The sequence below is a fragment of the Enterobacter cloacae complex sp.6700776 genome, from assembly GCF_048284255.1.
In the GTDB taxonomy this organism is placed as follows: Bacteria; Pseudomonadota; Gammaproteobacteria; order Enterobacterales; family Enterobacteriaceae; genus Enterobacter; species Enterobacter intestinihominis.
In genome coordinates this window covers 262,695-275,828 of sequence record NZ_JBLVYK010000003.1, presented here as the reverse complement: position 1 = coordinate 275,828, position 13,134 = coordinate 262,695, and the positions used below count along the sequence as shown (strand labels likewise).

Genomic DNA, 13,134 nt, shown 5'->3' with positions numbered 1-13,134 from the left:
TGAGTGAGGGGATTAATGGCACATTAACGGCACCCCGTAGTCGTAAAATCTCGTATTTAGACAGTTTGTTGAGGACAGATATGAAAAAACTGGTGTTGTCACTTTCTCTGGTACTGGCCTTTTCCAGCGCCACCGCAGCATTCGCAGCCATTCCGCAGAAAATTCGTATTGGGACTGACCCAACCTACGCGCCTTTCGAATCGAAAAATGCGAAGGGGGAACTGGTCGGTTTTGACATCGATCTGGCTAACGAGCTGTGCAAACGCATTAAAGCGCAATGTACCTACGTTGAAAACCCGCTGGACGCGCTAATCCCGTCCCTGAAAGCGAAAAAAATTGACGTGATCATGTCCTCCCTGTCTATCACCGAAAAACGTCAGCAGGAGATTGCCTTCACGGACAAACTCTACGCGGCTGACTCACGTCTGGTGGTGGCGAAATCCTCTGACATTCAGCCAACCCTTGAATCTCTGAAGGGCAAACGCGTGGGCGTGTTGCAGGGTACGACGCAGGAAACCTACGGTAACGAGCACTGGGCGCCAAAGGGGATTGAAATTGTCTCTTACCAGGGTCAGGAAAACATCTACGCAGACCTGACGGCAGGCCGTATTGACGCGGCATTCCAGGATGAAGTGGCGGCAAGCGAAGGCTTCCTGAAACAGCCTGTGGGTAAAGATTACAAGTTCGGGGGTCCGTCCATTAAGGACGAAAAACTCTTTGGCGTTGGTACCGGTATGGGCCTGCGGAAAGAAGACAACGAACTGCGTGAAGCCCTGAACAAAGCGTTCGCCGAGATGCGCGCGGACGGCACTTACGACAAGCTGGCGAAAAAGTACTTCGATTTTAATGTTTACGGCGGCTAATCGCCCCGTCTGATAACGTGCGGCCCCTCCCGTTGCGGGAGGGGAAAAGACACGGTTCTACCACTCACGAGACGACAGGGCACGCGGTATGCTGTACGGATTTTCTGGCGTTATTTTACAGGGCGCGCTTGTCACCCTTGAGCTGGCTATCAGCTCCGTGGTGCTGGCGGTGCTGATAGGCCTGGCGGGCGCGGGGGCAAAGTTATCCGCCAACAGACCGCTGGCGCTGATATTTGAAGGCTATACCACGCTGATTCGCGGCGTGCCTGACCTGGTGCTGATGCTGCTGATCTTTTATGGCCTGCAAATCGCACTTAACGGCGTCACGGATGCCATCGGCATGGATCAGATCGATATCGACCCGATGGTGGCCGGTATTATTACCCTTGGTTTTATCTACGGTGCTTATTTCACTGAGACCTTTCGCGGCGCTTACATGGCTGTGCCGAAAGGGCACATTGAAGCGGCGACCGCCTACGGTTTTACCTCCTCACAAACGTTTCGCCGGATCATGTTCCCGGCCATGATGCGCTACGCGCTGCCGGGCATCGGTAACAACTGGCAGGTTATTCTCAAGGCAACGGCGCTGGTCTCCCTGCTGGGTCTGGAAGATGTGGTGAAGGCCACGCAGCTGGCGGGTAAAAGCACCTGGGAACCGTTCTATTTTGCGGTAGTCTGCGGCGTAATCTATCTGGTCTTTACGACCGTCTCCAATGGTGTGCTGCTTCTGCTCGAACGTCGCTACTCCGTGGGTGTGAAGAGGGCTGACCTGTGATTGAGATTATTCAGGAGTACTGGAAATCCCTGCTGTGGACGGATGGCTACCGCTTTACTGGCGTGGCGATCACGCTGTGGCTGCTGATCTCCTCGGTGGTCATGGGCGGCATTCTGGCGGTGTTTCTCGCCATTGGCCGCGTGTCGAACAATAAATTTATCCAGTTTCCGATCTGGCTGTTCACCTACGTGTTTCGCGGTACGCCGCTGTACGTGCAGCTGCTGGTGTTCTATTCCGGAATGTACACGCTGGAGATCGTGAAAGGCACCGAGATGCTGAACGCGTTCTTCCGCAGCGGTCTGAACTGTACGGTGCTGGCGCTGACCCTTAATACCTGCGCCTATACCACCGAGATCTTCGCCGGGGCCATCCGTTCTGTGCCGCACGGTGAGATTGAGGCGGCGCGCGCGTACGGCTTCTCGTCCGTGAAGCTCTACCGCTGTATTATTCTGCCTTCGGCGCTGCGTATTGCGCTGCCGGCCTACAGCAACGAAGTGATTTTAATGCTGCATTCGACGGCACTGGCGTTTACCGCCACGGTGCCGGATCTGTTAAAGATTGCCCGCGATATTAACTCTGCCACCTACCAGCCGTTTACGGCGTTTGGTATTGCGGCAGTGCTCTATTTGATCATTTCTTACGTCCTGATCAGCCTGTTCCGTAAGGCTGAAAAACGCTGGTTGCAGCATATAAAACCGTCGACGCACTGAGAATTTATGATGGCTGAGAACAAATTAAACGTAATTGATTTGCACAAGCGCTACGGCGAACATGAAGTGCTGAAAGGGGTGTCGCTGGAGGCTAACGCGGGCGACGTGATCAGTATTATCGGCTCATCAGGTTCGGGTAAAAGTACCTTCCTGCGCTGCATCAACTTCCTCGAAAAGCCGAGCGAAGGGTCGATTGTGGTGAGCGGACAGAACATCAACATGGTCCGTGATAAAGACGGCCAGCTTAAAGTGGCGGATAAAAACCAGCTGCGCCTGCTGCGTACGCGTCTGACAATGGTGTTCCAGCACTTCAATCTCTGGAGCCACATGACGGTGCTGGAGAACGTGATGGAAGCGCCGGTTCAGGTGCTCGGCTTAAGCAAGCAGGAAGCCCGCGAGCGTGCGGTGAAATACCTGGCGAAAGTGGGGATCGACGAGCGGCAGCAGATCAAATATCCGGTGCACCTGTCAGGGGGACAGCAGCAGCGTGTTTCCATCGCCCGCGCGCTGGCGATGGAGCCGGAAGTATTGCTGTTTGACGAACCGACTTCCGCGCTGGATCCTGAACTCGTTGGCGAAGTGCTGCGCATCATGCAGAAGCTGGCGGAAGAGGGCAAAACGATGGTGGTGGTGACGCACGAGATGGGCTTTGCCCGTAACGTTTCTAACCACGTTATCTTCCTGCATCAGGGCAAGATTGAGGAGCAGGGGCATCCGGACGAAGTGCTGGCGAACCCGCAAAGCCCGCGTTTGCAGCAGTTCCTGAAAGGCTCGTTGAAGTAGGTTTGGCCTTTCTCCCTCTCCCTGTGGGAGAGGGCCGGGGTGAGGGCATCAGGCCGCAGAGCCGCCCAATCGCCCGGTGGCGCTTCGCTTACCGGGCCTACAAAAACCGTAGGCCGGGCAAACGCAGTGTCGCCCGGCATTCAGACCGCACCACACTCCAGCCGATACACCCAGTCGTCATACCGTACGCCGTTAATCTCGTACGCCTTCTCCAGTACCTGCGTGCGCACAAAACCTGCTTTCTCAAGAACCCGCACCGACCCAACGTTATCCGCCAGCACGTACGCGTTTATCGCCTTCACGCCCGTCTGGTTAAATGCATACTCACACACCGCCCGCAGCGCCTCGCTGGCAATGCCTTTTCCCTGCGCGTCAGGCACAACCGTGTAGCCAATATCCGCCTCTTCACGGTTCGCCGCACTGATTTGCAGGCCGATATCCCCGAGCGGCGTAACGTCGTTATGCAGACGGATCACAAAGACATGCTCCGCCATCAGGCGCGCGGCAAATACGCGGCGCGTCTCTTTTTCAGGCATGATAGCGGCCATATAGCGCATGATGTTGGGGTCTTCGCGCAGAGAGCGAAAGAACGCCCAGTCAGAAGGTTCGAAAGGGGTGAGGTGAAGCCGGGTTGTGGTGATGGTTGCCATAGTTACGCCATATCATCCAGAGATGGCGTATAACTCTAACATATTCACTCCACCACATCCCCCAGCGCCTCTTCCAGGTCATACCAGCGGAACGTAAATCCGGCCGCTTCCAGCCGTTTTGGCAGCGCGCGCTGGCCGCCCAGCACCAGCACCGAAGATTCGCCCATCAACAGCCGAATCGCCGTCGCAGGTACGCGCAGTACCGCCGGGCGATGCAGGGCATGACCCAGGGCGTGAGCAAACTGTTCATTACGTACGGGGTAGGGAGATACCATGTTAAACGGCCCGCGCAGGTCGTTATCCAGCAGCCAGAGAATACCGTTGACCATATCGTCGATATGGATCCACGCCAGATACTGACGACCGTTGCCGATGGGCCCGCCAAGCCCCATTTTAAACGGCGGCAACATTTTACCGAGAATACCGCCTTTCGGAGCAAGCACCACGCCGGTGCGCAGCAGGCAGACGCGGGTGTTATCGCTCTGCGCCCCGCAGGCGATACGCTCCCACTGGGCGCAGAGTTTATGGGTAAACTCGTTGTGTGGCGGCTCTTCTTCGGTCACCACCACTTCACCAAGATCGCCATAGTAGCCTGTTGCAGAGCCGGAAATCAGCACCGAGGGCGGCATCTCGCTGTTACGAATCAGCTCAACCAGCCTTTCGGTCATGTTCCAGCGGCTGCTGCATAAACGCTGTTTTTGCTCTTCGGTCCAGCGTTTATCAGCGATAGGCTCGCCTGCGAGGTTGATGACGGCGTCAAAGCCGTTCAGATCCTGCCGTTCCGCCAGGCCTTTCCAGATCTCAACGCCGGTGCCCAGCACCTGGCGCGCTTTTTCCGGGCTGCGCGTGACCACGGTAATGTCGTGATGCAACGCCTGCAAACGTGGAATGAGATGGCGACCAATCAGCCCCGTACCGCCGGTGAGCAGGATCTTCATACAACCTCCAGGTTTACGCCTGGCGCTGCCAGCTTAACGTCATGGAGACGGAGTCGGCGTAGCGCAGGGCGTGAAGTTTATCGATCTCCACTTCAGCATAAGTGACCCAGTGGTGTTCGCGTGCGATGTCGAGCACATCCTGAGTTAATTTTTCCAGTAGCGCAAAACGGTTGTTCTCAACGTACTGGATGATGCTTTTGGTGATCGTGCGATAGTTCAGCGCGTCATTGATGTCTTCGCTGGCGCGCGCCTTGTCTGCCGGGTAATGGATCACGACATTCACCACGATATCCTGGCGATTCGCGATCTCCTCCTCTTTGATACCAATGAATGTGCGTAAGCGTAGGTTTTTTATACGAATAATAGCGTCATGCTGGGACATTGCAGGTCTTCTCCGTGTCAGTATTTTTACCTCATCATACATGAGGAGAACACCTGCACCCAACGGGGCACAGGCTCAAATCTGATGGATTTTTTGCATGGCGCGTTCGGTTGCCGGGCGGGTCCGGATGCGCTCAAACCAGTTGTTCACCGCCGGATAAGTGGCCAGGTCGATCCGGTGGCGTTCATGGGTGTTGATCCACGGCCAGCAGGCGATATCTGCGATGCTGTAATGCTCACCTCCCAGCCATGGTGATTTTTCCAGCCGACGGTTCAGGACCCCGTACAGGCGCTGGGTTTCGACCTGATATCGCTCAATGGCGTAAGGGATCGTCTGCGGCGCATAGGCGGTAAAGTGATGATTCTGCCCCAGCATCGGCCCCAGGCCGCTCGACTGCCAGAATAACCATTGCAGCGTGTGATGACGCTCGCGCAACTCCCCGCTCAGGAGCTTGCCGGTTTTCTCTGCCAAATAAAGCAAAATCTCTCCGGACTCAAACAGGCTTAACGGTTTGCCCCCGTCAGAAGGCAGGTTATCAATGATGGCCGGAATTTTATTGTTGGGCGAGATGGCCAGAAAAACGGGGCGGAACTGATCGCCTTTGCTGATATCCACGCGAATGATCCGGTAGTCCAGTTCGGCTTCTTCAAGAAAGAGGGTGATCTTATGGCCATTAGGGGTGGGGGCATAATAGAGATCTATCATTCTCAACTCCTGTCAGTGCGAATAGTGTTGCCATGAAAAATCAGTATAGGTGCTTGTTGTAAATCGTGAGTTTTCATCAAGTGACAGCGAGGCAAAGAGATTATATGTTGAGTGAAAACCGATCAGCCGATGAGGATGTTATGAGCCAGCCTGTAATAACGTTGTGGTCCGATGCGAACTTTTTTTCTCCTTATGTCATGAGCGTTTATGTGGCGCTGGCAGAAAAGGGGCTAACTTTTAGTCTGAAAACCGTTGACCTGGACAGCGGCGAACATCTGCAACCTCAGTGGCAGGGCTACGCGCTCACCCGCCGTGTCCCTGTGCTGGAGATTGACGGTTTTGAGTTGAGTGAATCCTCAGCGATTGACGAGTACCTTGAAGACCGCTTTGCCCCACCAGAGTGGGAACGCATCTATCCTCACGATCTGCAAAAGCGCGCCCGCGCCCGCCAGATCCAGGCGTGGCTGCGTAGCGACCTGGTGCCGATTCGCACAGAACGCTCCACGGACGTGGTGTTCGCTGGCGTCAAAAAGCCCGCCCTCAGCGAGGAAGGCTTATCCAGCGCCCGGAAGCTGATTGATACCGCGTCATCGCTGCTGTCACAGGGTAACCCAAACCTGTTTGGCGAGTGGTGTATTGCCGACACCGATCTGGCGCTGATGCTCAATCGCCTGATCCTCAACGGCGATGACGTCCCACAGCTACTGGTGGATTACGCCACATTCCAGTGGCAACGCGCGTCGGTACAGCGCTATCTGGCACTCTCTGCTAAGCGCGCGGGCTGATAAGACGGGGCGCTTGAGGTATGATAGGGGCAGTCTGAATTCCCGAGGAGTAACTGATGAAACTGATGTTTGCGTCGGATATTCATGGATCGCTGCCCGCGACCGAACGCGTGTTATCTCTGTTTGCCCAAAGCGGGGCGCAATGGCTGGTGATCCTGGGCGATGTGTTAAACCACGGCCCACGCAATGCGTTGCCGGAAGGGTATGCTCCCGCGCAGGTGGCGGAAAAACTTAATCATTTTGCCTCGCGCATTATCGCCGTTCGCGGCAACTGCGACAGCGAAGTTGACCAGATGCTGCTGCAATTTCCCATCACCGCTCCCTGGCAACAGGTGTTGATGGAAAACAGCCGTTTGTTCCTGACCCACGGGCACCTGTTCGGCCCGGATAACCTGCCGTCACTCGCCGCTGGCGATGTCCTGGTTTATGGTCATACTCATATTCCGGTGGCGGAAAAACGCGGGGCGTTTTACCACTTTAACCCCGGGTCTGTCAGCATTCCTAAAGGCGGTAACCCGGCAAGCTACGGCATGTATGAAGACGGGACATTAAGCGTTATCGCACTTAATGATCAGCAAGTTATTGCGCAGATAGCGATTAATCCGTAAGTTACACCACAACTGCAAACGCGCCGAAAGAGCGCTTAGACGAGAAGGTTTCCCGATGGTGGAGCAGAATCATTTGGCAAGTACTGAGTGGGTTGACATTGTCAGCGAAGAGAATGAAGTGATCGCGCAGGCCAGCCGCGAACAAATGCGTGCGGAGCGTCTGCGTCACCGCGCGACTTACATCGTTGTTCATGACGGCATGGGCAAGATTCTGGTCCAGCGTCGCACCGACACCAAAGATTTTCTTCCTGGTATGCTGGATGCCACAGCGGGTGGCGTCGTGCAGGCCGATGAAGTATTGCTGGATTCCGCGCGTCGTGAAGCGGAAGAAGAGTTAGGTATCGCTGGCGTGCCGTTTGCCGAGCACGGACAGTTTTATTTCGAAGATGAGCATTGTCGCGTCTGGGGCGGGCTGTTTAGCTGCGTTTCCCACGGACCTTTCGCCTTGCAGGAAGAGGAAGTGAGCGAAGTGTGCTGGATGACGCCGGAAGAGATCACCGCGCGTTGCGACGAATTCACGCCGGATTCCCTTAAAGCACTGGCGCTGTGGATGACCCGCAACGCCAAAAACGAATCCGCTAAACCGGAAAATAAGGCGGAAAAAGAGGAAGAGGCTGAGTAAGCCTTAACAGCTTTCCCGCAGACACAGGCTGGACGCGATGGGTTTATGGTCGCGCCAGTCTCCGTCATTCAGACGTTCCAGTAACGCTTTCCCGGCTTCAATCCCAATCTTGCGATGCGGTACTGCCATCGTCGTCAGCGGCGGCTGACAGACGCGGCTGACGTCGCTGTCGCCAAAGCCCACGACCGCTAAATCGTCCGGCACCTTGATGCGCCGACGCTGGCACTCATACAGCGCGCCGCAGGCCAGTTCATCTGACACGCACACCAGCGCATCCAGCTCCGGCCACGCCAGCAGGAACTCTGGCAATTGTGCCGCACCGGTGGAGAAGTTCGGCGGCATGGCGGCATTAATCACTCTATTTGGCGCCAGGTGGTGGCGCAGCATCGCCTTGTACCAGCCCTGCAAATGTTGCTGAAAAATCCACTGCTCCTGGTTAGCGCACAGCAGGCCGATATTCTGGTAGCCGCGCTGAATCACCATTTCGGTAAGTTCATACATGGCGGCGACGTTATCAATCCCGATATTCATATCAATAGGATCGGCACGCATTGCACCCATTTCCATCACCGGGATAGAGGCGTTTTTTAGCCAGTGTCGCACGGTATCGGAGTGCTCGACGCTGAGCAGTATCGCCGCGGCGATGTTCGAGGCCAGCAGCGTTTCAAGCAGTTTCTCTTCCTGTTCAAGACGATGCTGAGATTCCGCCAGCATAATCTGATATCCGGCTGGCTGGAGCACCTGCTGTAGCCCGGCGAACATCTCGGAACAGCCAGCTTCGGAAAGATTGGGTACAACCATCGCAATCGTCCATGACGATGCCGATGCCAGTGCGCTGGCGGCAAGATTGGGCATGTAACCCAGCTCCTGCACCGCGGCTTCAATTTTTTCACGCAGTTTATCGGAAACCTGTTCGGGCGTGCGGAGGGCACGGGATACAGTCATCGTGCCTACGCCGGCAAGCTGCGCGACATCCGCGAGCGTTACTTTTCCGGTACTGCGCCGTTTTCGGGTTAAAGACATACATCTTCCTGCTGACAGGACGCGATTTAGTTTCATCCTTCATTTTACGTGACAGGCAGTATACGCCTTAAATCCCTTTTTTTGCTGTGATTTCGCACCATGATAGCAATTTGATAGCGCTATCACAGTTCTGCATGTTAGTCGTTGGTAGCGCTATCTTTGTGATCGCGATCGCAGTCATTAATTGATGGGTTGAATAGAGTTTGCCCATGTCTGGTCTTAAGCGGGAGTGAAAAATGCTCAAAAAGTGGATATATGATACAACCATCATCCTAAAGGATAGCGTTGAAAGCTGGCCCCAGGCGCTGGAACTGTGCGCGAAACCGCTGCTGGATTTGCAGGTCATTGCGCCGGAATATGTCACGGCTATCATTGAGCAGCATCACAGGTTAGGTCCCTACTATGTGCTGGCTCCTGGGCTGGCAATGCCACATGCGCGACCGGAAGAAGGGGCGAAAGGACTTGGCCTGTCATTATTAAAACTGAAACAGGGCGTCTCATTTGGTGCTGGTGAGTTTGACCCCGTCGATGTGATTGTGATGCTGGCGGCGCCGGACAAACATAGCCATATCGAAATGATCTCCGCCTTAGCAGAATTATTTTCCAGCGACGAAGATATAGCTGAATTACATCGGGCGAATACGCTGGAGGAGATAAAAACCGTCATCAATCGCTTCTGATTTAATTATTTAATCCGATTCATCTCAACATTACGCGTCAGCGTGATGGGGCGTACTCTACTTAAAAAAGGGGATAACAATGAAAATCATGGCTATTTGCGGCTCCGGCCTGGGCAGCAGTTTTATGGTCGAAATGAATATTAAAAAGGTGCTCAAAAAACTGGAAATTGAGGCAGAGGTTGAACACTCCGATCTCTCCTCGGCCACGCCAGGCGCGGCGGACCTGTTTGTAATGGCGAAAGACATTGCCGCCAGCGCCAGCGTGCCGGAAAGCCAGCTGGTGGTGATCAACAATATTATCGATATCAACGAACTCGAAGCGCAGCTGCGCGCCTGGTTCGAAAGACAATAATCCTGAAAAGGCGAGGTGGATATGTTTATCCTTGAAACGCTGAATTTCGTTGTTGATATTTTAAAAGTCCCTTCAGTCCTGGTCGGGTTAATTGCCCTGATTGGTCTGGTGGCGCAGAAAAAAGCCTTTTCAGATGTGGTAAAAGGCACAATTAAAACCATTCTCGGCTTTATTGTACTGGGCGGCGGCGCAACCGTGCTGGTGGGCTCTTTAAATCCGCTCGGTGGTATGTTTGAGCACGCCTTTAATATTCAGGGCATTATTCCCAACAATGAAGCTATTGTGTCAATTGCCCTGGAAAAATATGGTGCCTCCACCGCGCTCATTATGGCTTTCGGGATGGTGGCGAATATTATTGTCGCGCGCTTTACCCGCCTGAAGTACATCTTCCTGACCGGGCATCACACCTTCTACATGGCGTGCATGATTGGCGTGATCCTGACGGTCGCAGGCTTCGAAGGGGTAGGGCTGGTCTTCACCGGTTCGTTGATCCTCGGCCTGATTATGGCCTTCTTCCCGGCGATTGCGCAGCGCTATATGAAGCGTATTACCGGCAACGATGAGATCGCCTTCGGTCATTTCGGCACGCTGGGCTACGTGCTGTCCGGCTGGATTGGTAGCAAGGTCGGTAAAGGCTCGCGCTCCACCGAAGAGATGAACCTGCCGAAGAACCTCAGCTTCCTGCGCGACAGTTCGATCTCCATCTCACTGACCATGATGATTATCTACCTGATTATGGCGGTGAGCGCCGGGCGTGAGTACGTGGAGGCCACCTTCAGCGGCGGCCAGAACTACCTGGTGTACGCCATCATTATGGCCATCACCTTCGCGGCAGGCGTGTTTATCATCTTGCAGGGTGTGCGCCTGATTCTGGCGGAAATTGTCCCGGCCTTTACCGGCTTCTCGGAAAAACTGGTGCCCAATGCGCGACCTGCGCTGGACTGCCCGGTGGTCTACCCGTATGCGCCAAACGCGGTGCTGATTGGCTTCCTGTTCAGCTTCCTCGGCGGGATTGTAGGCTTGTTCATCTGCGGTCAGTTTAGCTGGGTGCTGATCCTGCCGGGCGTCGTGCCGCATTTCTTCACCGGTGCAACGGCGGGCGTGTTTGGGAACGCCACCGGCGGACGTCGCGGGGCGATGATTGGCGCCTTTGCTAACGGCCTGCTGATCACCTTCCTGCCGGTCCTGCTGCTGCCTGTTCTGGGCGCGATTGGCTTTGCGAATACGACCTTCTCGGACGCCGACTTTGGCGCCGTCGGGATTGTGCTCGGCAACCTGGCGCGCTTCCTGTCGCCGCTTGCCATCACCGGACTGGTTGTTGTGTTGTTTGCGCTGCTGGTGGCCTACAACGTCTTCGCTAAAAACAAACCTGCCAGCGGTAACGCGCAGGAAAACCCCGGAGCCAAATCATGAATGAAAATGAAATAACCGAACTGGCGCGTCAGATCCGCCTTGAGACGCTGAAATCCCTGACGCAGCTGGGTTTTGGTCACTACGGCGGCAGCATGTCAGTCGTTGAAACACTGGCCGTTCTGTACGGCGCGGTAATGAAAATTGACCCGGCCGATCCGGACTGGCCAGAGCGCGATTACTTTGTGCTGTCGAAGGGACATGCGGGCCCGGCGCTGTACAGCACGCTGGCGATTAAGGGCTACTTCCCGATTGAAGAGCTGAGCACGCTAAACCAGAACGGAACGCGTCTGCCAAGCCACCCGGATCGCCTGAAAACACGCGGCGTGGATGCCACCACCGGATCGCTGGGGCAGGGGATCTCCATTGCAGGCGGCATGGCGCTGTCGCACAAGCTGGCAGGAAGGCCAAACCGGGTGTTTTGCATCGTTGGCGACGGGGAGCTGAACGAAGGGCAGTGCTGGGAAGCCTTCCAGTTTATTGCACACCATCGACTGAACAATCTGACGGTGTTCGTGGACTGGAACAAACAGCAGCTCGACGGCGAGCTGGACGAAATCATCAGCGCCTTCGATCTGGAAGGCAAATTCCGCGCCTTTGGCTTTGACGTGGTGACGGTGAAGGGGGATGACATTCCGGCGCTGCTGGAGGTGACCGCACCGATCCCTGCGACCGATGCGCGTCCGCGAGTGGTGATCCTCGACAGCATCAAAGGGCAGGGGGTGCCATACCTGGAACAGCTCAGCAACTCGCATCACCTGCGATTAACTGAGGAAAGCAAAGCGGCGCTCAACGAGACGATTCGCCAACTGGAGGCTTCACATGATTAAGGTTGCACCGACAGGACAGAAAGATTCGGTTGAGATGCGTAAGGTCTATGCGGGTTTTGTGGCAAAACAGATTGAGGCCGGGAGCGAGATTATTGCGCTCGAAGCGGATCTGATGAGTTCGATGGCGATGGACGGCGTAGCGCGTGATTATCCACAGCACGTCATCAACTGCGGCATTATGGAGGCCAACGTGATTGGGACGGCCGCCGGGCTGTCGCTCACCGGACGTAAGCCGTTCGTCCATATCTTTACCGCCTTTGCCAGCCGTCGCTGCTTCGACCAGCTGTTTATGTCCCTGGACTACCAGCGCAATAACGTGAAGGTGATTGCCTCGGATGCGGGCGTGACGGCCTGCCACAACGGCGGGACGCATATGTCGTTTGAGGATATGGGCATCGTGCGCGGTCTGGCGCATTCAGTGGTGCTGGAGGTGACCGATGCGGTGATGTTCGAAGATGTGCTGCGTCAGCTTATCGACCTGGAAGGCTTCTACTGGGTGCGGACCATCCGTAAACAGGCGCCGAGCGTCTATGCCCCGGGGTCAACCTTCACCATCGGCAAGGGCAACGTGCTGCGCGAGGGAACCGATATTACCCTGATTGCTAACGGCATTATGGTGGCGGAAGCGCTGGAGGCGGCGCGCCAGCTGGAGCAGGAGGGGGTAAGCGCAGCGGTCATCGACATGTTTACTCTGAAGCCCATCGATCGGATGCTGGTGAAAAATTATGCCGAGAAAACCAGGCGTATTGTGACCTGCGAAAACCACAGCATTCACAACGGGCTGGGGTCGGCGGTGGCGGAAGTGCTGGTGGAAACCTGTCCGGTGCCGATGCGGCGGGTTGGGGTGAAGGAGCGTTACGGTCAGGTAGGCACGCAGGACTTCCTGCAGAAGGAGTATGGCCTGACGGCACATGACATTGTGTCGGCGGCGCGTGAGTTGCTGTAATAAAAAAGGCGACCCGTTGAGTGGTCGCCTTTTTTTGCCGGATGGCGCTTCGCTTATCCGGCCTACAAAACC

At 55.5% G+C, this 13,134-nt stretch carries 17 protein-coding genes; 12 read left to right on the top strand and 5 right to left on the bottom strand.

Annotation, left to right across the window (positions count from 1 at the left end; genetic code table 11):
* Positions 1–80 precede the first annotated feature (80 nt).
* The 4 genes from hisJ (at position 81) to hisP (ending at position 3,131) form a co-directional block, all read left to right on the top strand.
* Positions 81–863 (top strand): histidine ABC transporter substrate-binding protein HisJ, encoded by a 783-nt coding sequence (gene hisJ, locus ACNQ0T_RS07395; RefSeq protein ID WP_003861421.1) that lies wholly within the window; start codon positions 81–83, stop codon positions 861–863.
* Positions 864–951: 88 nt separating this feature from the next.
* Positions 952–1,638, top strand: coding sequence for a histidine ABC transporter permease HisQ (locus ACNQ0T_RS07390; RefSeq protein ID WP_006811404.1), 687 nt, complete (start codon positions 952–954; stop codon positions 1,636–1,638).
* The gene (locus ACNQ0T_RS07385) at positions 1,635–2,348 is read left to right on the top strand and encodes an ABC transporter permease (RefSeq protein ID WP_003861424.1); all 714 of its coding nucleotides are present in this window, start codon (positions 1,635–1,637) and stop codon (positions 2,346–2,348) included. Before ACNQ0T_RS07390 ends, ACNQ0T_RS07385 begins: the two co-directional genes overlap by 4 nt.
* A 9-nt stretch (positions 2,349–2,357) precedes the next feature.
* Positions 2,358–3,131 carry a histidine ABC transporter ATP-binding protein HisP gene (gene hisP, locus ACNQ0T_RS07380; protein ID WP_003861426.1) on the top strand — a complete coding sequence of 258 codons (774 nt, stop codon included), beginning with the start codon at positions 2,358–2,360 and terminating at the stop codon, positions 3,129–3,131.
* Between the two features lie 140 nt (positions 3,132–3,271).
* On the opposite strand, the gene ACNQ0T_RS07375 is transcribed toward hisP, so the two are convergent.
* From ACNQ0T_RS07375 to yfcG, 4 genes are all read right to left on the bottom strand, one after another.
* Positions 3,272–3,781, bottom strand: a complete 510-nt coding sequence (locus tag ACNQ0T_RS07375) for a GNAT family N-acetyltransferase (protein ID WP_038416458.1) — start codon at positions 3,779–3,781, stop codon at positions 3,272–3,274.
* Positions 3,782–3,825: 44 nt separating this feature from the next.
* Entirely contained in the window at positions 3,826–4,719 is an 894-nt protein-coding gene (locus ACNQ0T_RS07370) for a TIGR01777 family oxidoreductase (protein ID WP_417929824.1), read from the bottom strand.
* 13 nt (positions 4,720–4,732) lie between these two features.
* A complete protein-coding gene (gene folX / locus ACNQ0T_RS07365; RefSeq protein WP_003861432.1) occupies positions 4,733–5,101 on the bottom strand; it encodes a dihydroneopterin triphosphate 2'-epimerase in 369 nt (122 codons plus the stop codon).
* 75 nt (positions 5,102–5,176) lie between these two features.
* Positions 5,177–5,806 carry a GSH-dependent disulfide bond oxidoreductase gene (gene yfcG, locus ACNQ0T_RS07360; protein ID WP_022648841.1) on the bottom strand — a complete coding sequence of 210 codons (630 nt, stop codon included), beginning with the start codon at positions 5,804–5,806 and terminating at the stop codon, positions 5,177–5,179.
* Between the two features lie 140 nt (positions 5,807–5,946).
* On the opposite strand from yfcG, the gene yfcF reads away from it, so the two are divergent.
* Genes yfcF through yfcD form a run of 3 tightly spaced genes read left to right on the top strand, consistent with a single transcriptional unit; the run spans position 5,947 to position 7,821 of the window.
* A complete protein-coding gene (gene yfcF / locus ACNQ0T_RS07355; protein ID WP_038416453.1) occupies positions 5,947–6,591 on the top strand; it encodes a glutathione transferase in 645 nt (214 codons plus the stop codon).
* A gap of 56 nt (positions 6,592–6,647) precedes the next feature.
* Positions 6,648–7,199 (top strand): phosphodiesterase, encoded by a 552-nt coding sequence (yfcE, locus tag ACNQ0T_RS07350; protein ID WP_023300633.1) that lies wholly within the window; start codon positions 6,648–6,650, stop codon positions 7,197–7,199.
* Positions 7,200–7,254: 55 nt separating this feature from the next.
* Positions 7,255–7,821 carry an NUDIX hydrolase YfcD gene (gene yfcD / locus ACNQ0T_RS07345; protein WP_006811396.1) on the top strand — a complete coding sequence of 189 codons (567 nt, stop codon included), beginning with the start codon at positions 7,255–7,257 and terminating at the stop codon, positions 7,819–7,821.
* 3 nt (positions 7,822–7,824) lie between these two features.
* On the opposite strand, the gene ACNQ0T_RS07340 is transcribed toward yfcD, so the two are convergent.
* Positions 7,825–8,844, bottom strand: a complete 1,020-nt coding sequence (locus ACNQ0T_RS07340; RefSeq protein ID WP_003861441.1) for a LacI family DNA-binding transcriptional regulator — start codon at positions 8,842–8,844, stop codon at positions 7,825–7,827.
* A gap of 236 nt (positions 8,845–9,080) precedes the next feature.
* Between ACNQ0T_RS07340 and ACNQ0T_RS07335 the strand changes: the two genes are divergently transcribed.
* From ACNQ0T_RS07335 to ACNQ0T_RS07315, 5 genes are all read left to right on the top strand, one after another.
* A complete protein-coding gene (locus tag ACNQ0T_RS07335) occupies positions 9,081–9,524 on the top strand; it encodes a PTS sugar transporter subunit IIA (protein ID WP_409249205.1) in 444 nt (147 codons plus the stop codon).
* Positions 9,525–9,603: 79 nt separating this feature from the next.
* Positions 9,604–9,876, top strand: coding sequence for a PTS sugar transporter subunit IIB (locus tag ACNQ0T_RS07330; protein ID WP_003861447.1), 273 nt, complete (start codon positions 9,604–9,606; stop codon positions 9,874–9,876).
* 21 nt (positions 9,877–9,897) lie between these two features.
* A complete protein-coding gene (locus ACNQ0T_RS07325; protein ID WP_017383437.1) occupies positions 9,898–11,289 on the top strand; it encodes a PTS ascorbate transporter subunit IIC in 1,392 nt (463 codons plus the stop codon).
* The gene (locus tag ACNQ0T_RS07320) at positions 11,286–12,116 is read left to right on the top strand and encodes a transketolase (RefSeq protein ID WP_038416452.1); all 831 of its coding nucleotides are present in this window, start codon (positions 11,286–11,288) and stop codon (positions 12,114–12,116) included. Before ACNQ0T_RS07325 ends, ACNQ0T_RS07320 begins: the two co-directional genes overlap by 4 nt.
* The gene (locus ACNQ0T_RS07315; RefSeq protein ID WP_417929823.1) at positions 12,109–13,062 is read left to right on the top strand and encodes a transketolase family protein; all 954 of its coding nucleotides are present in this window, start codon (positions 12,109–12,111) and stop codon (positions 13,060–13,062) included. Before ACNQ0T_RS07320 ends, ACNQ0T_RS07315 begins: the two co-directional genes overlap by 8 nt.
* Positions 13,063–13,134 lie beyond the last annotated feature (72 nt).